The following is a 19,667-nucleotide window of genomic DNA, read 5'->3' on the forward strand; positions in this document are numbered from 1 at the left end:
TGCCAGCCTTGATTGTGTTGGGTAACATCTGCGCCCACTTTGACCGACGAGGTACAGCATGCGTCGCCCTATGGTAGCTGGTAACTGGAAGATGCACGGTACCCGCGCCAGCGTCGCTGAGCTGATCAACGGCCTTCGTGACTTGGCCTTGCCGAGCGGTGTTGATGTCGCGGTATTCCCGCCTTTCCTGCATATCAATCAAGTGATTGATGGCTTGAAAGGAAAGTCGATTTCGGTCGGCGCGCAGAATTCTGCGGTGGAGTCCGGGCAAGGTGCGTTGACCGGTGAAGTTGCACCGAGTCAGTTGGTGGATGCAGGTTGTTCCCTGGTGCTTGTCGGGCACTCCGAACGCCGCCAGATCATGGGCGAGCAGGACGGAATGCTGATCCGCAAGTTCGCAGCGGCACAGGCATGTGGCTTGATTCCGGTGTTGTGCATAGGGGAAACCCTTGAGCAGCGTGAAGCCGGAAAAACTCTTGAGGTTGTCTCGCGTCAGCTGGGCAGTATCATAGAGGAGCTGGGTGTCGGTGCCTTTGCCAAGGCAGTGATCGCTTACGAGCCGGTCTGGGCCATTGGCACCGGGCTGACTGCAACGCCGCAACAGGCGCAGGATGTGCACGCAGCCATTCGCGCCCAGTTGGCGGCAGAGAATTCTGAAGTCGCACAAGGTGTGCGACTTCTATACGGCGGCAGCGTGAAGGCGGCCAATGCGGTCGAACTGTTCGGCATGCCGGATATCGATGGGGGCCTCATTGGTGGGGCTTCCCTGAATGCAGATGAGTTCGGTGCGATTTGTCGCGCCGCGGGAAACTGAAAAAATGCTGGAAACAGTCGTAGTCGTTTTTCATCTGCTGGGTGCATTGGGCGTAGTGGCTCTGGTTTTGCTGCAGCAGGGTAAAGGTGCGGACGCTGGCGCGTCTTTCGGAGCAGGTGCTTCAAATACTGTGTTCGGAAGCCAAGGTTCCTCTACCTTTCTTAGTAAGTTTACTGCTATACTTGCCGCAGGTTTTTTCATAACCAGCTTGGGGTTAGGTTACTTTGCTAAAGAGAAGGCTCACCAGCTGACTCAAGTAGGTCTCCCAAATCCAGCGGTACTGGAAGTTCCAAAGCAACAACCGGCTTCTGATGATGTCCCGGTGCTTCAAGAGCAAAAGTCGGCTACTCCAGCGACTGACGTACCTCCAGCTCAAGAGCAGAAGTAAGAAGGGTTTCAAACGTAGTATTGCCGAGGTGGTGGAATTGGTAGACACGCAACCTTGAGGTGGTTGTGCCCATAGGGTGTAGGGGTTCGAGTCCCCTTCTCGGTACCAATTAGTCAGGAGAGCCCGCTGTTGCGGGCTTTCTTGCAGGTGGAAGGTTACATTGACCCTGTAGGGGATCGGTCGTATACTTCCGCCCCAGCTTTGTCGCGGGGTGGAGCAGTCTGGTAGCTCGTCGGGCTCATAACCCGAAGGTCGTCGGTTCAAATCCGGCCCCCGCAACCAGTTTAAGGAGCCCCTTTTAAGGGGCTTTTTGTTAGCTGGACACTTTCTACGCCGCTGTTCGACGGCGTTTCAAGGATGGGCGTTTCGCCCATTTTTTTATTTTGCATAGCATGCACATACATGCACTAGGGGGTTCAGGTGTCGAGCAAGCTAGAAGAGTTGCAGGCCTTGCTGGCCCCGGTGGTCGTGGCCCTAGGCTATGAATGCTGGGGTATCGAGTTTTCGGCTCAGGGTCGTCACTCGATGTTGCGCGTTTATATCGATAAAGAAGGCGGCGTGCTGGTGGACGATTGTGCCATCGTCAGCCGTCAGATCAGCGGTGTGCTGGATGTTGAAGATCCGATCTCCGTTGAATACACCCTTGAAGTTTCCTCGCCTGGCATGGAACGCCCTCTGTTCACTCTTGAGCAGTTTGCAAAATTTGCCGGTGAACAAGTGAAGATCAAGCTGCGCTCGCCTTTTGAAGGACGACGCAACTTTCAGGGCCTTCTGCGCGGCGTAGAAGAGCAGGATGTCGTGGTGCAGGTAGAAGACCATGAGTTCCTGTTGCCGATCGATATGATCGACAAGGCCAACATTATTCCCAGTTTTGACTGAGGCGTGCCAGATACTGCGGATCCCGCGGATCCAATGGCTTGCGAAAGGCGAGGCGTACGATGAGCAAAGAAGTACTGCTGGTTGTTGAGTCGGTATCCAACGAAAAGGGTGTACCGGCAAACGTGATTTTTGAAGCGCTGGAGCTGGCCCTGGCCACTGCGACCAAAAAGCGTTTCGAAGACGAAGTTGATCTGCGTGTGGAAATCAATCGCCACACGGGTGCCTACGAGACTTTCCGTCGCTGGACGGTCGTCGAAGAGGCAGACCTGGACGATCCGGCCATCGAAACCTGGCCGAGCAAGGTTGCTGAAACGCACCCTGGCGCCAAGGTCGGTGACGTTGTCGAAGAGAAAATCGAGTCCATCGAATTCGGCCGCATTGCTGCACAGACTGCCAAGCAAGTCATCGTGCAGAAAGTTCGCGAAGCCGAGCGCGCTCAGGTTGTTGACGCTTATCGCGAGCGCCTGGGTGAAATCATCTCCGGCACTGTGAAAAAAGTCACCCGCGACAATGTGATCGTTGATCTGGGCAACAACGCCGAAGCGTTGCTGGCCCGTGAAGACATCATTTCTCGCGAAACTTTCCGGGTTGGCGTGCGTCTGCGTGCGCTGCTCAAGGAAATCCGCACCGAGAACCGCGGCCCGCAGCTGATCCTGTCGCGTACCGCGCCGGAAATGCTGATCGAGTTGTTCCGCATCGAAGTGCCGGAAATTGCCGAAGGCCTGATCGAAGTGATGGCTGCGTCCCGTGATCCGGGATCCCGCGCCAAGATCGCCGTCCGCTCCAAGGACAAACGCATCGACCCGCAAGGTGCTTGCATCGGTATGCGCGGTTCGCGCGTCCAGGCAGTGTCGGGTGAGTTGGGCGGTGAGCGTGTTGACATCGTTCTGTGGGACGACAACCCGGCTCAGTTCGTGATCAACGCCATGTCCCCGGCCGAGGTTGCGGCAATTATCGTTGACGAAGATGCCCATGCAATGGACATCGCCGTTGGCGCAGACAATCTGGCTCAGGCCATTGGTCGCGGTGGTCAGAACGTGCGTCTGGCCAGCCAGTTGACTGGCTGGACCCTGAACGTGATGACCGAATCGGACATCCAGGCTAAGCAGCAAGCAGAAACCGGCGACATCCTGCGCAACTTCATCGACGAGCTGGAAGTCGACGAAGAACTGGCTCAGGTGCTGGTAGATGAAGGCTTCACCAGCCTGGAAGAGATTGCCTACGTACCGCTGGAAGAAATGCTCAACATCGACGGCTTTGACGAGGAAATCGTCAACGAGCTTCGCGCTCGTGCCAAGGATCGCTTGTTGACCAAAGCCATCGCTACTGAGGAAAAGCTGGCAGACGCCCATCCGGCCGAAGACCTGCTCTCGCTTGAGGGTATGGACAAGGATTTGGCGATGGAACTGGCGGTGCGCGGCGTAGTTACCCGCGAAGACCTGGCCGAGCAGTCTATTGACGACCTGCTCGACATCGACGGCATTGACGATGATCGTGCCGGCAAGTTGATCATGGCCGCCCGAGCCCACTGGTTCGAGTAATTAGGCGCGGCCTGAGGAGAGAAGTGCATGACGCAAGTCACGGTGAAACAACTGGCCGATGAGGTCAAAACACCGGTAGAGCGCCTGTTGCAGCAGATGCGTGAGGCAGGTCTGCCGCACACCGCCGCCGAAGAAAGTGTGACTGACAGTGAGAAGCAATCGTTGCTGACTCACTTGAAAAGCAGCCACAAGGCGAAAGTGGAAGAACCACGCAAGATTACGCTGCAGCGTAAAACCACCAGCACCCTGCGGGTTGCCGGCAGCAAAAGCATCAGCGTTGAAGTGCGCAAGAAGAAAGTCTTCGTACAGCGCAGCCCGGAAGAAATCGAAGCCGAGCGCAAGCGTGAACTGGATGAACGTCGCGCAGTAGAAAATGCTGCACGTCAGAAGGCTGAAGAAGAAGCCAAGCGTCGCGCCGAAGAAGAAGCGCGTCGCCAGCCTGCTGCTGCGCCGACCGCTCCAGCCGAACCTGTTGCAGCGCCTGCTGTGGTAGCCGAACCTGTGCGTGAAAGCGCACCGGTTGTAGCTGCCGCTCCGGCACCTGCTGCGGACACTCGCAAGCGTGACGAGCAACGCCGTCCGGACAAGCCACGTGCCGACGACAACAATCGTCGCGGTGGCGGCGATGGCGAGCGCAAAAACGCTCCGCATCGTGCTTCGGTCAAGGAAAAGGCGCCTGCGCCACGCGTTGCCCCACGTACTACCGACGAAGAAAGCGATGGCTTCCGTCGTGGTGGTCGCGGCAAGGCCAAGCTGAAGAAGCGCAACGCCCACGGTTTCCAGAGCCCAACCGGCCCTGTCGTGCGCGAAGTGAAGATCGGCGAGACCATCACTGTGGGCGATCTGGCCCAGCAGATGTCGGTCAAGGCTGCTGAAATCATCAAGTTCATGTTCAAACTGGGTACTCCAGCGACCATCAACCAGGTACTGGATCAGGAAACTGCCCAACTGGTTGCCGAAGAGCTGGGCCACAAAGTGACCCTGGTCAGTGACACCGCCCTGGAAGATTCCCTGGCCGAGTCCCTGAAGTTTGAAGGCGAAGCCGTTTCCCGTGCACCGGTCGTGACCGTAATGGGCCACGTTGACCACGGTAAGACTTCCCTGCTCGACTACATCCGTCGTGCCAAGGTTGCTGCTGGCGAAGCCGGCGGTATTACCCAGCACATCGGCGCATACCACGTTGAAACCGACCGTGGCATGGTGACGTTCCTCGACACCCCTGGTCACGCCGCGTTTACCGCGATGCGTGCCCGTGGTGCCAAGGCGACCGACATCGTGATCCTGGTGGTTGCAGCGGACGACGGCGTGATGCCGCAAACCATCGAAGCTGTTCAGCATGCCCAGGCTGCTGGCGTTCCGCTGGTTGTCGCTGTGAACAAGATCGACAAGCCAGGTGCTGACCTCGATCGCATCCGTAGCGAACTGTCGGTACACGGCGTGACCTCGGAAGAGTGGGGTGGCGATACTCCATTCGTACCGGTTTCGGCGAAGATGGGTACCGGTGTAGACGAACTGCTCGAAGCCGTTCTGCTGCAAGCCGAAGTCCTGGAACTGACTGCAACCCCATCGGCTCCTGGCCGTGGTGTCGTGGTTGAATCCCGCCTGGACAAGGGCCGTGGCCCGGTGGCTACCGTGCTGGTTCAAGACGGTACCCTGCGTCAGGGCGACATGGTCCTGGTCGGTTCGAACTATGGCCGCGTGCGTGCCATGCTCGACGAGAACGGCAAGCCAATCAAGGAAGCCGGTCCGGCCATCCCTGTCGAGATCCTCGGCCTGGACGGTACCCCGGACGCTGGCGACGAGATGAGCGTGGTTGCCGACGAGAAGAAAGCCCGTGAAGTGGCTCTGTTCCGTCAAGGCAAGTTCCGCGAAGTCAAACTGGCTCGCGCTCACGCCGGCAAGCTGGAAAACATCTTCGAAAGCATGGGTCAGGAAGAGAAGAAGACGCTCAACATCGTCCTCAAATCCGACGTCCGTGGTTCGCTGGAAGCGTTGAACGGTGCCTTGAACGGCCTGGGTAACGACGAAGTGCAAGTGCGTGTGGTCGGTGGCGGCGTCGGTGGTATCACCGAATCCGATGCCAACCTGGCACTGGCCTCCAACGCTGTACTGTTCGGCTTCAACGTGCGTGCCGATGCCGGCGCGCGCAAGATCGTCGAGCAGGAAGGTCTGGATATGCGTTACTACAACGTGATCTACGACATCATCGAAGACGTCAAGAAAGCCCTGACCGGTATGCTCGGCAGCGATGTTCGCGAGAACATCCTGGGCATCGCCGAAGTGCGTGACGTGTTCCGTTCGCCGAAGTTTGGCGCGATCGCCGGTTGCATGGTTATCGAAGGTGTCGTGCACCGTAACCGTCCAATCCGTGTACTGCGTGAAGACATCGTTATCTTCGAAGGCGAGCTGGAATCCCTGCGCCGCTTCAAGGATGACGCTTCCGAAGTACGTGCCGGCATGGAATGCGGTATCGGCGTGAAGAGCTACAACGACGTCAAGGTCGGTGACAAGATCGAAGTCTTCGAGAAGGTGCAGGTTGCTCGCAGCCTCTAATTCGCGCACTTCAGGAGCCGTGACGGGTAGCCGCGTGCAAATGCGCAATTCGTCACCAGGACTCTAAACGCAACGCCCGGTCTGGCTTTTGTCAGGCCGGGCGTTTGCCGCTTTCAGACCTTGCGGGTTTCACCGTGGGGCAGTTACAGGTAACAAGACATGGCAAAAGAATACAGCCGTACCCAACGTATCGGCGATCAGATGCAGCGTGAGCTGGCACAACTGATCCGTCGTGAAGTCAAAGACCCGCGCGTCGGCCTGGTCACCATTACCGCAGTGGAAGTCAGCCGTGACGTCGGTCACGCCAAGATCTTCATCACCGTGATGGGGCAGGACAGCGCCGAAGAAATCGCACAAAGCATCAAGGTGCTGAACTCCGCCGCCGGTTTCCTGCGCATGCAGCTGGCTCGCGAGATGAAGCTGCGCAGCGTTCCACAGCTGCACTTCCACTACGACGAAAGCGTCGTGCGTGGTGCGCATCTGTCGGCATTGATCGAGCGCGCAGTGGCTGAAGACAATCAGCATCCGGTTGCGGCAGAAGCCGAAGACACCAAGGAGTAACCGGTGGCTCAGGTCAAACGTATCCGTCGCAACGTCAGCGGCATTATCCTTCTCGACAAGCCGCTGGGGTTCACCTCCAACGCGGCCTTGCAGAAGGTTCGCTGGTTGCTCAACGCCGAAAAGGCAGGTCATACCGGCAGTCTCGATCCCTTGGCCTCCGGCGTGTTGCCGCTGTGCTTCGGCGAGGCCACCAAGTTCTCGCAATACCTGCTCGATTCCGACAAGGGTTACGAAACCCTGGCGCAACTGGGCAAGACCACCACCACGGCGGATGCCGAAGGTGAAGTTTTGCAGGAGCGCCCGGTGACCGTTGGTCGCTCCGATATCGAGGCTGTACTGCCGAAATTTCGTGGGCAAATCAGTCAGATACCGCCGATGTACTCGGCGCTCAAGCGTGATGGCCAGCCGCTGTACAAGCTGGCGCGTGCAGGCGAAGTAGTGGAGCGCGAACCGCGTTCTGTTACTATTACGCGCTTGGAATTGCTGGCCTTCGAAGGAGATACTGCGCGGCTGGCGGTGGATTGCAGCAAAGGCACCTATATCCGTACCCTGGTGGAGGATATCGGTGAGCAACTCGGTTGTGGCGCTTACGTTGCTGAACTGCGACGTACCCAGGCCGGGCCATTCACCCTGGCGCAGACGGTTACTCTCGAAGAGTTGGAAGCAGTACATGCCGAAGGCGGCAACGAAGCGGTCGATCGCTTCCTGATGCCATCGGACAGCGGCCTGCTGGATTGGCCACTGTTGCAGTTCTCGGAAGCGAGTGCGTTCTACTGGCTCAACGGCCAGCCGGTACGCGCCCCGGATGCTCCGAAGTTCGGCATGGTGCGGGTACAGGATCACAATGGTCGCTTCATCGGTATCGGTGAAGTGAGCGAAGACGGGCGCATCGCGCCGCGTCGTTTGATTCGGTCAGAATGACCGAAACCAGTCCGCGTAATACCGGGCTGGCGAGGGTGGCTGTTAACAGGCACGGTCACTGCTCATTTATAGATACAGGGATTTGTCCCTGGCCTGTTGAAACTGTTTTTCGACAAACAGTTTCCTGATAAAAGGATTGCCTCATGGCTCTCGACGTTCAAGAAAAAGCTCAAATCGTTGCTGACTACCAGCAAGCTGTTGGTGACACTGGTTCGCCAGAAGTGCAAGTTGCACTGCTGACCGCCAACATCAACAAGCTGCAAGGTCACTTCAAGGCCAACGGTAAAGACCACCACTCCCGTCGTGGTCTGATCCGCATGGTTAACCAGCGTCGTAAGCTGCTGGACTACCTGAAAGGCAAGGATCTGGGTCGCTATCAGACTCTGATCGGTCGCCTGGGTCTGCGTCGCTAATAAGCGATTGCGCTAGAGGTTGGTTGTCTGTCGTGCACCAGCGGGTTTCCCGCTGGTGCATGGCAGGCTCCCAGCCTCAAGTTTTATCTGGATACCTGCTTTGCCTGAGTAACACCTGGACAAACCGGTCGGGCCGATTCCCGGCATTGCCCAAGAATTTCGCAAGAAACCAGTTCCCCCAAGAGCCACAAAGAAGGTAGGACACCGTGAACCCGGTAATCAAAAAATTCCAGTTCGGTCAGTCGACCGTTACCCTCGAGACTGGCCGTATCGCCCGTCAGGCCTCCGGCGCAGTATTGGTCACCGTTGACGACGACGTCAGCGTATTGGTGACCGTAGTCGGTGCCAAGCAAGCCGATCCAGGCAAGGGCTTCTTCCCTCTGTCTGTTCACTACCAGGAAAAGACTTACGCTGCCGGTAAGATCCCTGGCGGTTTCTTCAAGCGCGAAGGCCGTCCTTCCGAGAAAGAAACCCTGACTTCCCGACTGATCGACCGTCCGATCCGTCCGCTGTTCCCTGAAGGCTTCATGAACGAAGTGCAGGTTGTCTGCACCGTCGTTTCCACCAGCAAGAAGACCGATCCGGACATCGCTGCGATGATCGGTACCTCGGCTGCCCTGGCGATCTCCGGCATTCCTTTCGATGGCCCGATCGGTGCTGCCCGCGTTGCTTTCCACGAAAGCACCGGCTACCTGCTGAACCCGACTTACGAGCAGCAAGCTGCTTCGAGCCTGGACATGGTCGTTGCCGGTACTTCGGACGCCGTGCTGATGGTTGAATCGGAAGCCAAAGAGCTGACCGAAGACCAGATGCTGGGCGCGGTACTGTTTGCTCACGACGAGTTCCAGGTTGTGATCAACGCGGTCAAAGAACTGGCTGCCGAAGCTGCCAAGCCAACCTGGACCTGGGCTCCTGCGCCAGAAGCCACCGAACTGCTGGGCGCTATCCGTGCCGAGTTCGGCGAAGCGATCTCCCAGGCCTACACCATCACCGTCAAGGCCGACCGTTACGCTCGCCTGGGTGAGCTGAAGGACCAGGTCGTTGCCAAGCTGTCCGGTGAAGAAGGCCAGCCTTCCGCTTCCGACGTCAAAGCGGCTTTCGGTGAAATCGAATACCGCACCGTTCGCGAAAACATCGTAAACGGCAAGCCACGTATCGACGGTCGCGACACCAAGACTGTACGCCCGTTGAACATCGAAGTCGGTGTTCTGCCAAAGACCCACGGTTCGGCCCTGTTCACCCGTGGCGAAACCCAGGCTCTGGTCGTTGCAACGCTGGGTACTGCCCGTGATGCACAGCTGCTGGACACCCTGGAAGGCGAGAAAAAAGACCCGTTCATGCTGCACTACAACTTCCCTCCGTTCTCGGTGGGCGAGTGTGGTCGCATGGGTGGCGCTGGTCGTCGTGAAATCGGTCACGGCCGTCTGGCCCGTCGTTCGGTTTCGGCCATGCTGCCTGCCGCTGACGTGTTCCCGTACACCATCCGCGTGGTTTCGGAAATCACCGAATCCAACGGTTCCAGCTCGATGGCTTCCGTTTGCGGCGCTTCCCTGGCCCTGATGGACGCTGGCGTTCCAATGAAAGCGCCGGTTGCCGGTATCGCCATGGGTCTGGTTAAAGAAGGCGAGAAGTTCGCCGTCCTGACCGACATCCTGGGTGACGAAGACCACCTGGGCGACATGGACTTCAAGGTAGCCGGTACCGCTAAAGGCGTCACCGCGCTGCAGATGGACATCAAGATCAAGGGCATCACCGAAGAAATCATGGAGATCGCTCTGGGCCAAGCCCTGGAAGCGCGCCTGAACATCCTCGGCCAGATGAACCAGATCATTGGCCAGTCGCGTACCGAACTGTCGGCCAACGCTCCGACCATGATCGCAATGAAGATCGACACCGACAAAATCCGTGATGTCATCGGTAAAGGCGGCGCGACCATCCGTGCGATCTGCGAAGAAACCAAGGCTTCGATCGACATCGAAGACGACGGTTCGATCAAGATCTTCGGCGAAACCAAGGAAGCTGCTGAAGCTGCACGTCAGCGCGTTCTGGGTATCACCGCTGAAGCCGAGATCGGCAAGATCTACGTCGGCAAGGTTGAGCGCATCGTCGACTTCGGCGCATTCGTCAACATCCTGCCAGGCAAGGACGGTCTGGTTCACATCTCGATGCTGAGCGACGCTCGCGTAGAGAAAGTGACCGACATCCTGAAAGAAGGCCAGGAAGTGGAAGTGCTGGTACTGGACGTGGACAACCGCGGCCGTATCAAGCTGTCCATCAAAGACGTGGCAGCGGCCAAGGCTTCGGGCGTTTAATCGCGCCTCACGCCTGACCGCTTCAACGTTGTAAAAAATGCCCCGCCGTGAAAACGGCGGGGCATTTTTTTGTCTGCGAAACATCGAGACATTGCGCGAAGTTGCCGGACCTCGATAGCAATGCTAGGTTTAGCCCACCGCCCGTGTAGCTCAGCCGGTAGAGCAGCGCACTCGTAACGCGAAGGTCGCAGGTTCGATTCCTGTCTCGGGCACCATCTCCCCCCTGGTTATTTCACCTTTCTGCTCAAGTCCTCGACGGTCCGCTTGAGATCCTCAATCGTGCGTTGTTGTTCGCTGACGGTTTTCTTCAGGTCTTCGACATTCCCTGAGGTGTCCTTCAGCGACTTTTGCATGCTTTGCAGGTCATCGGCACTTATCCCGGTTTTGACCAGGGTGTACTTGTCGTACTCGTAGTGGAGAGCCGGGATCTTGTCGCCAAACGAGGGGTTGTCGGTGTTCACTTCGATAGCGGCCAGCACCGGAAACGGTAGTGCCAGGCTGGCGAACAATGCGGTTGTAAGCACAACAGACGAAGACTTGGAAATGCTGCGCATCACTGAGGTTCCTTGTGAAGTGCCGACGTGGCACATTGCTATGACTTGGGATTTGAATTTATGTTCCCGCCGCCATCAGCACATCCTGTGCACAACTTTTTGTGGGGAGATGTAAAGAGACGTGCAAATCGTCCGACAAACATCCTATATTCGGAGCCTGCATGAGCTTCGCCCAGCAGTTTTCAGATGATCCCGAATGGTTCCGAAGGCCAGACAGACCGGACTACAAGCGGTTCTTCTGCGTCAGAGAGATCCTTGATGATCCAGATCCATCTTCCATTCCCCAGATCAGCGAGAACAACATGACCGTAAAAGAATTGAGCCAAGAAGAAAGACACGAAGAAGCCCTCAAGAAGTACGTGCTGGACGCGCCCGAATTGATGGACGAGATCAAGGACTTGAGTCCGGATGATCAGAAAGACCAGATTCAATGGGCCTTCGAGGATGAAGCCGAAGCCCAGGGTTTGCAGCCGTGGGAACTGACGCTCAAGTACACCTCGACCCCGGAGGAGTACGAGACAGAACGCCTCAAGTTGCACAAAGAAGCGGCCGAGGTGCTGGGCGTCGAGTGGGAAGAGTACTGCGAGATGAACAATCTGGTGGTTTGACGCTCATGTAGGAGCGAGCTTGCTCGCGATGGTCGTTAACGATAACGCGTGTTTACTGGTTAAACATGGCGCTCTCAGTTACACCGCGGGCAAGCTCGCTCCTACAGTTTTGGCAACTCACATACGTGTGATCAGATACTCAAGCGCATCGACAGATCGATCGCCTTTACATCCTTGGTCATCGCACCGATCGAAATGTAATCCACCCCGGTCCGGGCAATCGGCAGCAACGTGCTCTCGTTGATCCCGCCGCTGGCTTCCAGCTTGGCCTTGCCGGCATTCAAGCGCACGGCTTCGCGCATGTCGTCCAGGCTCAGTTCGTCGAGCATGATGATGTCCGCACCGGCCGCCAGCGCTTCCTTCAGTTCCTCCAGGCTTTCCACTTCAATCTCGACCGGTTTGCCCGGGGCGATCTTGTGCGCGGCGGCGATGGCCTGCGCGATGCCGCCGCTGGCGGCGATGTGGTTTTCCTTGATCAGGAAGGCGTCATACAGGCCGATGCGGTGGTTGTGGCAACCGCCGCAGGTTACGGCATACTTTTGCGCCAGGCGCAGCCCCGGCAGCGTCTTGCGGGTGTCGAGCAGCTTGACCTGAGTCTCGGCGACGAAGTCCGCCAGGTATTGCGCGCGGGTCGCCACGCCGGAGAGCAGTTGCAGGAAGTTCAGGGCGCTGCGTTCGCCGGTCAACAGTGAGCGCGCCGGGCCTTCGAGGTGGAACAGCACCTGATTGGGCGTTACCCGTTCGCCGTCGGCAACCTGCCAGTGCACTGCCACCCGTGGGTCCAGTTGCCGAAACACGTTATCCACCCAGGCGGTGCCGCTGATGACGGCTGCATCGCGGGTGATGATGGTGGCTTTGGCCAGGCGTTCAGCCGGGATCAACTGCGCGGTGATGTCGCCGCTGCCGATGTCTTCACGCAACGCACGGCGCACGTTGGCTTCGATTTCGGCGGTCAGATCGGCGAGACGTAGATTCGGCATAACGGACTCCACAAACAAAGTGGCTCGATTATAGGGCCATGGCACGGACCAACCCAAGGCATCAGAGCGTTACGTTGGCAATGGCGCCTGCATTTGGTCGAATCCCTGAGGGTGTCAGTGGGGCATCGATACCGAGCAAACGCCTGTTTGAGATGAGATGCAGAGTCTTCTGGCGCAAAGGTGAGCTTTTACAAGATAATTCGCCTTGTATTTGACGTCATCGGTTTGACGAGTCGAAGCATCACCGTTCCAGGGAGGCCGAATGCACAACGACGGGAATGTAGTGCCTTTACACAAGGTAACTACCGACCAGGTGGCTCACTCGCCACTCGCCCGACTGCCAGCGATTCTTCTCCAGGTTCGCGACAAGGCCGCGCAACAGCTGCGACACGGATTGCAGGCGTTGTTCGACAACGCCGACGACACCCTCTTTGAAATGGCCGACCGAGCCCGCTGTGACGTCGAGCAGAACATCTTCTTTCAAACAATGCGCGATTTGCGTCTCAAGCACAAAAGCATCGAGCGAGTGTTTCTCGAGCAGTTTTTCGGTGCGTTCATCCGGCTTGCCCAATACGACCCCGCCATTGCGGCCATGCCCCAGGCCTTGGCGGCCGAGTCATCCTTGGCGCAAACCGATGACGAGCGCGAGCGTACAGTCGCGGTGGACGCGATGGTCAGCCGGGTGCTGGGCCGCGACGGGTTGGCTCTGGATCAACTGACTGCCCGACTCTGCGCCTTGTCGGGCAAGGCGTTGGGCGATCTGCACAACCCCCTGAGCCCGGCGATGCTCTGCGAATACTTCTTGCAGGCTGCACGCCAGCTGGGGCTGGAGATCAAGGTCAAGCTGATTATCCTCGGGTTGTTCGAGCGTTATGTCCTCAGCGAGACCGGTCAGCTTTACGCCGAAGCCAATCAACTGCTGCTGGCTACCGGTGTGTTGCCCGACCTGAAACCGGCCCCGGTGCGCCATACCATGGACCGGCCTGACAGCGCCCCCGTCGAATCGACGGATGAGGGCGCTATTCCGGCCTGCTTGCCCATCGATGACAATGTCCAGGAGGTTTTCGCTGCGTTGCAGGCCCTGCTGTTCAACGTTCGCGGCAGCCTGTCGCCAACGCTGGAGGTCAGTGCCACTGCGCTGCCGATTTCCACGCGCGATCTGTTGCGCCTGCTGTCGCATTTGCAGCAATACGTGCCGGCTCCGGAAGTCGTGGACGATTTTGACCTGCGCAACCAGCTCGAACAGTTACTGACCCGGGTCAGCGTCAAAAGTGGCAGGTCGCGGGTTTTCGGGGAGGCCGACGAAGATGTGATCAACCTGGTCGCGATGCTGTTCGAATGCATGCTCGATGATCGCAATCTGCCGGATCCGCTCAAGGCGCTGATCGGCCGATTGCAGATTCCATTGGTCAAGGTGGCGGTGCTCGACAAGAGTTTCTTCAGTCGCAGCAGTCATCCGGCACGACGCCTGCTCAACGAAATCGCTAGCGCGGCAATGGGTTGGGACGCCTGTGACGATCATCAGCGTGACAGCCTGTACGTGCGCATCGATCAGGTCGTACAGCGTTTGTTGAATGACTTTATCGATGACCCCTCGATATTTTCCGAACTGCTGGCTGACTTTCTCGCGTTTACCCAGGATGAGCGCCGGCGCAGCGAGTTGCTCGAGCAACGCATTCGTGATGCCGAGGAAGGACGGGCCAAGACCGGGCTGGCCCGCCAGCGTGTCGAGCAGGTGCTGAATCAGGCGTTGATTGGCAAGTTCCTACCGCAAGGCGTGCTGGGGTTTGTCCAGGAGGCCTGGAGCAAAGTACTGCTGCTGACGTACCTCAAACATGGCGATCAGTCGGCAGAGTGGCATGCCGATGTGCGTACCCTGGAGCAATTGGTCTGGAGCGTTCAGCGCCACCACGAGTCCGATGCGACCAGGATGTTGGCCCTGATACCGGATTTGCTCAAGTCGTTGCGCGACGGGCTGAACTCGTCGGCGTTCGATCCGTTTGCCGCCAGCGAATTTTTCAGCGAGCTGGAAAACCTGCACGTTCAGGCAGCGGGAGGGGCACCCGCCAGTGCGTCGCTGATGATCGAGGTGCTGACGCCTGTCGTACTGCACTTGGCCGACGAAAGTCAGGTGCACAGTGAGCCGATACGTTTGCTGGCGGACGATGCGGGTTTGCGCCAGGTCGATAAAATGCTTCCGGGCTGTTGGGTCGAGTTTCAGGAAGACCCGGAAAACAGCCTTCGCTGCAAACTGGTGGCCATCATTGCAACCACCGGCAGATACATCTTCGTCAACCGCACCGGCATGAAAGTGCTCGAGCGCAGTCGCCCTGACCTGGCCCTGGAGCTGCGCAATGGCGTGGCGCGAGTGCTTGACGACACCTTGCTGTTCGAACGGGCCCTGGCGTCGGTGATCGGCAACCTCAAGCGCCTCAAGCGCGGCAAGTGATCGCGCCTTGGGGGAATATCGCGGCATACTGTGCCAACACAGTCGACGTTGAAGGAATCGGTATGCAGTTGGACCCCGCGAGCGGTTGGATTCAGGGTGTGCATGTCTGCCCCTCACCCAACTTCAATGCGCGCCCCACAAACGAGATTTCCCTGCTGGTGATCCACAACATCAGCCTGCCACCGGCGCAGTTCGCCACTGGCAAGGTGCAGGAATTTTTCCAGAATCGCCTGGATGTCACCGAACATCCCTATTTTGAAGGGATTGCGGATTTGCGGGTTTCCGCGCACTTCCTGATCGAGCGTGACGGAACGGTCACCCAGTTTGTTTCATGCCTTGAGCGTGCGTGGCATGCGGGGGTCTCGAGCTTCGAGGGGCGGGAAACCTGTAACGATTTTTCCGTGGGCATCGAGCTCGAAGGCACCGATGATCTGCCGTTCACTGACGCGCAATACGGCGCGTTGACGGCCCTGACCCGTCAGTTGCAACGGACGTTCACGGCGATCACTACAGAGCGTATCTGCGGGCACAGCGACATTGCACCCGGGCGCAAAACCGATCCGGGGCCGGCGTTCGACTGGGCACGTTATCGCGCCGCTCTGGCACAAGAGGATGGGCAATGAGTTTTCTGGTGTTGCTATTGGCGGTGTGGATCGAAAAGTTCTCGGCCCTGCGTCATCGGGTTCAGCGTGACAGTGGCTGGATACACGAGCTGAACAAGCTTGAGGCCAGCCCACGGCTTTCGGGCCGGCCATGGCTGGTGTTGTCGGTAGTGGTCTTGTTGCCGGTGGCGTTGCTGGGTTTGCTGCTGGTCGTCATCGAGCCGGTGGCCTACGGGTTGCTTGCGTTGCCGATCCATTTGCTGGTCGTGATCTACAGCCTGGGGCGCGGTGATCTGCTGGGCGATCTCGGGCCGTTCCGCGATGCCTGGCGTCGGGAGGATCTGCAAGCAGCGGCCCTTGTCGCCAAGCGCGATCTGGATATCTGCGCAGACAGTGGCGAGCAGTTGTTGGAGCAGGTCGAAGGGCATTTGCTGTGGGAGGCCTACCAGAGCTTTTTCGCGGTGATTTTCTGGTACTTCCTGTTGGGTCCGGTCGCGGCGCTGAGTTATCGGCTGCTGGCACTGGCCGAAGAGCACGGCAAAAACCCGGCGCTGGTCGAGCGCGCCGGGCAACTGCGTCACGCCTTCGACTGGTTGCCGGTGCGTCTGCTGGCGGCGAGCCTGGCGTTGGTCGGCAATTTTGTCGCGGTCAGTCGGGTGATGCTGCATGAACTGCTGAACTGGAACATCAGCGCCGCGCAATTGATCGTGAAAGTCGGGCTGGTGGCCGGTGAAATTCCGGCACCGGTGGCCGGCGTGGAAGGTATCAACAACCTGGACCGCATCTGGGCGCTGCTGCTGCGTGCGGCGGTGCTCTGGTACGCCGGGTTTGCGTTGTGGACGGTCCTGCACTAGGCCTGCACTGAGCCATTGTGGCGAGGGGGCTTGTCGGATCGCCGCATCGCCCCGTTCGGCTGCGCAGCAGTCGTAAATCAGGAGTACCCGTTTTAACTGATAAATCGCCGGGGGCGGCTTCGCCACCCAACGGGGGCAAGCCCCCTCGCCACAGGGTGATCACTTGCCGGAAGTGCTTCGCCCTGTCGTTAACCTTAAGTTACAAAACTTCCTGCCGATTTAAGTTATACAGAGATAGCGCCGCATAGTGGCTATCTGCTGTCTGTCTGCGCCTGCCAATAAAAAAAATAAGAAATTGAAGGGAGACATCCAGTGAAGAGCTTGCTCTATCCCGCTGTCGCACTGATGAATCGCCTGAGCTTCGGCATGAAGTTCAGCCTGATCAGCGTACTGTTCCTGGTGCCGATGCTGGTGACCAACTTCTATCTGGTGCGTGACTCCTACCGCGAGTTCCAGGGGACGCGCATCGAACTGCAAAGTCTCGACCTGTTGGGCAGCAGCCTGACGTTACGGCGTGATCTGGAAACCTTGAACAACCTGGTGCAGATCAATGTCAGCCTCGGCCAATCCGGCAAGGCCGGCAATGTCGAATCGAAAATCAGTACCCTCGAGCAGAATATTCTGACTCGCCTGCAAGGGCTGACGGCGATGACCAGCGACCCGGAGCAGGTCGCGGTGTTTGATGGCAAACGCGATGAGATGATCGCCGCGTTCAAGGCCCAGCAAACGGAAAACTCCCTGCAAAGCAAAAGTGCCCTGATCGGCAAGCTGGTGGGCAGCGCGCAGATTTTCGGCCAGCTCATCACCAGCCAGTCCGGCCTCAGTCGCGACAACCAGAGCGACATGCGCCAATTGAGTGAGCTCGTCACCCTCGTCACCCCACGTGTCACCCAGATTCTGGGCGAAGGTCGGGCAATGGGGTCTTACTCGTTGGGGCAGGGTTTCATCAACTCGGCGTCGAGTACCCGCTTCGATGAATTGCTGGCGCAGATTGAAAAGCTCCAGGCCGAATATGGCTTGAAGTTGCAGGACGCCTTGGGTTCCAGCAAAGCCGCCCGCGATACCCTGGCCGCTCAGGCCGATAGCAGCCGGGCATCCTTGAAGAAAGCCAGCGAGCTGTTCGAGGAGCAAGTGGTCATGGCCGATACCCTCGATGCGCCGTGGCAGGGCTTTTACGATCAGGTCAGCGCCCTGATGGACCAGACTTACCAACTCAACGAAGCAACCCTCAAGTATCTGGGCCCGCAGTTGCAGCAACGCCTGGACCAGAACCGCACGCATATGGTCTTGCAGGCCGTGGCATTATCAGTCGTATTCGTGTTGATCTTTTATCTCTACGGCGCTTTCTATGTCTCGACCCGCACCACGCTCAAGCGCCTTGGAGCAGTGATGGACAAGGTGGCGGCCGGCGATATGACCGTGACCTTCAGCGCCCATAGCCGTGACGAGCTGGGCGAGTTGGGCGAGGTGTTCAACGGCACCGTGAAGAAAATCCATGACCTGATCGAGCGGGTGGGGCAGACCGTCAGCGAAGTCGAGCGCCAGGCCGGTCAGGTGGAAAGCGTTTCCGCGCAAAGCAACCAGGCTGTCGCCGGGCAGCGTACACAGATCGAACAAGTGGCCACGGCGATGAACCAGATGTCGGCCACTTCCCAGGAGGTCGCGCGCAGTGCTGCAGCGGCGGTGAGCAGCGCCCACAGCGTCAACGACGAAACCGTCAGCGGTCGCGGTCTGGTGGAGTCGCAGCAAGGCAGCATTGCCGCCCTGGCCAACGAAATCGATCAGTCGGTGCGGGTGATCAATCAACTGGCCAGCGACAGCCAGTCCATCAGCCGCGTTCTTGAAGTGATCAAGAGCATCGCCGAGCAGACCAACCTGTTGGCGCTCAATGCCGCTATCGAGGCCGCACGGGCCGGTGAGCAGGGGCGTGGTTTCGCCGTGGTCGCCGATGAAGTCCGGACCCTGGCCAAGCGCACCCAGCAATCGACCGAAGAAATCGAGCAGATGATCGCCAAGCTCCATGGCGGAGTCGGCGCGGCGGTCAAGGCCATGGGCACCAGCCATGAGATGGCCAACGGCACGGTGGGGCAGTCGGAGAAGGTCCAGCGGGCGCTGGAAAACATCCTGGGTGCGGTCGGCATGATCGTCGACCAGAACCAGCAGATTGCCGCCGCAGTGGAGCAACAAACCGCCGTCGCCCACGACATCGACCAGAACATCGTCGAGATCAATCGCGCCGGTGAGCGTACCGCTGAAGGTGCGCATCAGACCGAAGACGCCAGCCGGGCGTTGTCGGCTCAGGTGGTGGAGTTGAAACAGTTGATCAGTGCGTTCCGAGTGTAGCGGTCGCCTGATACCACCAGTGGGAGCGAGCCTGCTCGCGAAAGCGGTTTGTCAGTCACATCCGTATTGGATGTGCCGCCGTCTTCGCGAGCAGGCTCGCTCCCACAGGATTTGATTCACCAGGTAAACAACTCGCAGGCATTGGCCGTGCTGGCCGCGGCCAATTGCTCGGGGCTGATCGCCATGATGTCGGCCAGTGCCGCGCAGATCGCCGGCAAGTGTGCCGGGCTGTTGCGCTGGCCGGGGAACATGGCGGGCGCCATGTCCGGCGAGTCGGTTTCCAGCACCACCGAATCCAGAGGCAGCTCAGCGAGCACGCGGTGCATGCGCAGCGCCTGCGGCCAGGTCGGGGCGCCGCCAAGGCCGAGCTTGAAACCGAGCTTTATGTATTCCCGGGCCTCCTCCTTGCTGCCGGCGAAAGCGTGGATGATCCCGGCACGTCTCAGGCGAAACCGTTTGAGCGTGGCAATCACCGCCGCATGGCTACGCCGCACATGGATCAATGCCGGAAGATTGAAGTCCGCCGCCAGTTGCAATTGCGCCTCGAACAACTTCTGTTGGCGGTCGCGGTCGAGGGATTCGATGAAGTAGTCCAGGCCGATCTCGCCCACCGCACACAACTGCCGATGGTCGGCCAGACGGGTCAGCCAGTCACCGAGTTCGCTCAGGTGTTGCGGGCGATGATCGTCCAGATACACCGGATGCAGCCCGAATGCGGCGTGCAGGTCGGGGTCACTCTGTACCAGCTCCCAGACCCGTTGCCAATTGGCCTGGTAAACCCCCAGCACCACGATCCGCCGCACCCCGAGGGCACGGCTGTCGGCCAGCAGCGCCTGGCGATCGGCGTCGAAGTCCGGAAAATCCAGGTGGGTATGGGTGTCGATCAGCTCCACGG

Annotated in this window: 17 protein-coding genes and 3 tRNA genes; 17 read left to right on the top strand and 3 right to left on the bottom strand. The window is 58.7% G+C overall.

The features are described 5' to 3' along the window. The first annotated feature begins 58 nt into the window (after window positions 1–58). From tpiA to KW838_RS10605, 12 genes are all read left to right on the top strand, one after another. Complete coding sequence (gene tpiA / locus KW838_RS10550; protein WP_095965943.1) at window positions 59–814, top strand: triose-phosphate isomerase; 756 nt, start codon at window positions 59–61, stop codon at window positions 812–814. A gap of 4 nt (window positions 815–818) precedes the next feature. Continuing rightward, a complete protein-coding gene (gene secG / locus KW838_RS10555) occupies window positions 819–1,202 on the top strand; it encodes a preprotein translocase subunit SecG (protein ID WP_017336473.1) in 384 nt (127 codons plus the stop codon). Between the two features lie 22 nt (window positions 1,203–1,224). Beyond that, window positions 1,225–1,310: transfer RNA gene (locus KW838_RS10560), tRNA-Leu, on the top strand. Window positions 1,311–1,407: 97 nt separating this feature from the next. Continuing rightward, window positions 1,408–1,484 (top strand) — tRNA-Met (locus KW838_RS10565). A 138-nt stretch (window positions 1,485–1,622) separates the two neighbouring features. Continuing rightward, window positions 1,623–2,081, top strand: coding sequence for a ribosome maturation factor RimP (gene rimP, locus KW838_RS10570; protein WP_007973115.1), 459 nt, complete (start codon window positions 1,623–1,625; stop codon window positions 2,079–2,081). Between the two features lie 59 nt (window positions 2,082–2,140). After that, window positions 2,141–3,622 carry a transcription termination factor NusA gene (gene nusA / locus KW838_RS10575; protein ID WP_007973112.1) on the top strand — a complete coding sequence of 494 codons (1,482 nt, stop codon included), beginning with the start codon at window positions 2,141–2,143 and terminating at the stop codon, window positions 3,620–3,622. A 27-nt stretch (window positions 3,623–3,649) separates the two neighbouring features. Next, a complete protein-coding gene (gene infB / locus KW838_RS10580; protein ID WP_007973110.1) occupies window positions 3,650–6,175 on the top strand; it encodes a translation initiation factor IF-2 in 2,526 nt (841 codons plus the stop codon). A 159-nt stretch (window positions 6,176–6,334) separates the two neighbouring features. Next, a complete protein-coding gene (rbfA, locus tag KW838_RS10585; protein WP_007973108.1) occupies window positions 6,335–6,736 on the top strand; it encodes a 30S ribosome-binding factor RbfA in 402 nt (133 codons plus the stop codon). Between the two features lie 3 nt (window positions 6,737–6,739). Then, window positions 6,740–7,657 carry a tRNA pseudouridine(55) synthase TruB gene (gene truB / locus KW838_RS10590; protein ID WP_007973105.1) on the top strand — a complete coding sequence of 306 codons (918 nt, stop codon included), beginning with the start codon at window positions 6,740–6,742 and terminating at the stop codon, window positions 7,655–7,657. A 143-nt stretch (window positions 7,658–7,800) separates the two neighbouring features. Then, window positions 7,801–8,070 (top strand): 30S ribosomal protein S15, encoded by a 270-nt coding sequence (gene rpsO, locus KW838_RS10595; protein WP_015093441.1) that lies wholly within the window; start codon window positions 7,801–7,803, stop codon window positions 8,068–8,070. A gap of 206 nt (window positions 8,071–8,276) precedes the next feature. Continuing rightward, on the top strand, window positions 8,277–10,382 hold the full coding sequence (gene pnp, locus KW838_RS10600) for a polyribonucleotide nucleotidyltransferase (protein WP_056854971.1): 2,106 nt from the start codon (window positions 8,277–8,279) through the stop codon (window positions 10,380–10,382). 139 nt (window positions 10,383–10,521) lie between these two features. Beyond that, a tRNA-Thr gene (locus KW838_RS10605) sits at window positions 10,522–10,597 on the top strand. A 12-nt stretch (window positions 10,598–10,609) separates the two neighbouring features. Here KW838_RS10605 and KW838_RS10610 read toward each other — a convergent pair. Further along, window positions 10,610–10,936: a hypothetical protein gene (locus KW838_RS10610; RefSeq protein WP_178085957.1), complete on the bottom strand. Its 327-nt coding sequence runs from the start codon at window positions 10,934–10,936 to the stop codon at window positions 10,610–10,612. A 302-nt stretch (window positions 10,937–11,238) separates the two neighbouring features. Here KW838_RS10610 and KW838_RS10615 point away from each other — a divergent pair, with 302 nt between their 5' ends. Next, window positions 11,239–11,544, top strand: a complete 306-nt coding sequence (locus KW838_RS10615; RefSeq protein ID WP_015093442.1) for a DUF6388 family protein — start codon at window positions 11,239–11,241, stop codon at window positions 11,542–11,544. A 131-nt stretch (window positions 11,545–11,675) separates the two neighbouring features. Here the strand turns inward: KW838_RS10615 and nadC are convergent, their stop codons facing one another. After that, window positions 11,676–12,524 carry a carboxylating nicotinate-nucleotide diphosphorylase gene (nadC, locus tag KW838_RS10620; protein WP_218501052.1) on the bottom strand — a complete coding sequence of 283 codons (849 nt, stop codon included), beginning with the start codon at window positions 12,522–12,524 and terminating at the stop codon, window positions 11,676–11,678. Window positions 12,525–12,786: 262 nt separating this feature from the next. Between nadC and KW838_RS10625 the strand changes: the two genes are divergently transcribed. From KW838_RS10625 to KW838_RS29875, 4 genes are all read left to right on the top strand, one after another. Further along, window positions 12,787–14,973 carry a DUF1631 domain-containing protein gene (locus KW838_RS10625; protein WP_218501053.1) on the top strand — a complete coding sequence of 729 codons (2,187 nt, stop codon included), beginning with the start codon at window positions 12,787–12,789 and terminating at the stop codon, window positions 14,971–14,973. A gap of 62 nt (window positions 14,974–15,035) precedes the next feature. Beyond that, entirely contained in the window at window positions 15,036–15,596 is a 561-nt protein-coding gene (gene ampD, locus KW838_RS10630) for a 1,6-anhydro-N-acetylmuramyl-L-alanine amidase AmpD (RefSeq protein ID WP_102698870.1), read from the top strand. Further along, window positions 15,593–16,429, top strand: a complete 837-nt coding sequence (gene ampE / locus KW838_RS10635; protein WP_102698869.1) for a regulatory signaling modulator protein AmpE — start codon at window positions 15,593–15,595, stop codon at window positions 16,427–16,429. Before ampD ends, ampE begins: the two co-directional genes overlap by 4 nt. Before the next feature lie 1,638 nt (window positions 16,430–18,067). Next, entirely contained in the window at window positions 18,068–18,772 is a 705-nt protein-coding gene (locus KW838_RS29875) for a methyl-accepting chemotaxis protein (protein ID WP_371317833.1), read from the top strand. A gap of 116 nt (window positions 18,773–18,888) precedes the next feature. Here the strand turns inward: KW838_RS29875 and KW838_RS10645 are convergent, their stop codons facing one another. After that, a complete protein-coding gene (locus tag KW838_RS10645; protein WP_218501055.1) occupies window positions 18,889–19,665 on the bottom strand; it encodes a TatD family hydrolase in 777 nt (258 codons plus the stop codon). Window positions 19,666–19,667 lie beyond the last annotated feature (2 nt).

This window comes from Pseudomonas sp. PDM27 (genome assembly GCF_019219205.1).
Taxonomy (GTDB): domain Bacteria; phylum Pseudomonadota; class Gammaproteobacteria; order Pseudomonadales; family Pseudomonadaceae; genus Aquipseudomonas; species Aquipseudomonas laurylsulfatiphila.

Excerpts from the sequence above, each read along its gene's own strand:
- tpiA (WP_095965943.1), top strand. The coding sequence starts at position 59 with ATGCGTCGCCCTATGGTAGCTGGTAACTGGAAGATGCACGGTACCCGC.
- secG (WP_017336473.1), top strand. The coding sequence starts at position 819 with ATGCTGGAAACAGTCGTAGTCGTTTTTCATCTGCTGGGTGCATTGGGC.
- nusA (WP_007973112.1), top strand. The coding sequence starts at position 2,141 with ATGAGCAAAGAAGTACTGCTGGTTGTTGAGTCGGTATCCAACGAAAAG.
- infB (WP_007973110.1), top strand. The coding sequence starts at position 3,650 with ATGACGCAAGTCACGGTGAAACAACTGGCCGATGAGGTCAAAACACCG.
- rbfA (WP_007973108.1), top strand. The coding sequence starts at position 6,335 with ATGGCAAAAGAATACAGCCGTACCCAACGTATCGGCGATCAGATGCAG.
- rpsO (WP_015093441.1), top strand. The coding sequence starts at position 7,801 with ATGGCTCTCGACGTTCAAGAAAAAGCTCAAATCGTTGCTGACTACCAG.
- KW838_RS10610 (WP_178085957.1), bottom strand. The coding sequence starts at position 10,936 with ATGCGCAGCATTTCCAAGTCTTCGTCTGTTGTGCTTACAACCGCATTG.
- KW838_RS10615 (WP_015093442.1), top strand. The coding sequence starts at position 11,239 with ATGACCGTAAAAGAATTGAGCCAAGAAGAAAGACACGAAGAAGCCCTC.
- nadC (WP_218501052.1), bottom strand. The coding sequence starts at position 12,524 with ATGCCGAATCTACGTCTCGCCGATCTGACCGCCGAAATCGAAGCCAAC.
- KW838_RS10625 (WP_218501053.1), top strand. The coding sequence starts at position 12,787 with ATGCACAACGACGGGAATGTAGTGCCTTTACACAAGGTAACTACCGAC.
- ampD (WP_102698870.1), top strand. The coding sequence starts at position 15,036 with ATGCAGTTGGACCCCGCGAGCGGTTGGATTCAGGGTGTGCATGTCTGC.
- ampE (WP_102698869.1), top strand. The coding sequence starts at position 15,593 with ATGAGTTTTCTGGTGTTGCTATTGGCGGTGTGGATCGAAAAGTTCTCG.
- KW838_RS29875 (WP_371317833.1), top strand. The coding sequence starts at position 18,068 with ATGTCGGCCACTTCCCAGGAGGTCGCGCGCAGTGCTGCAGCGGCGGTG.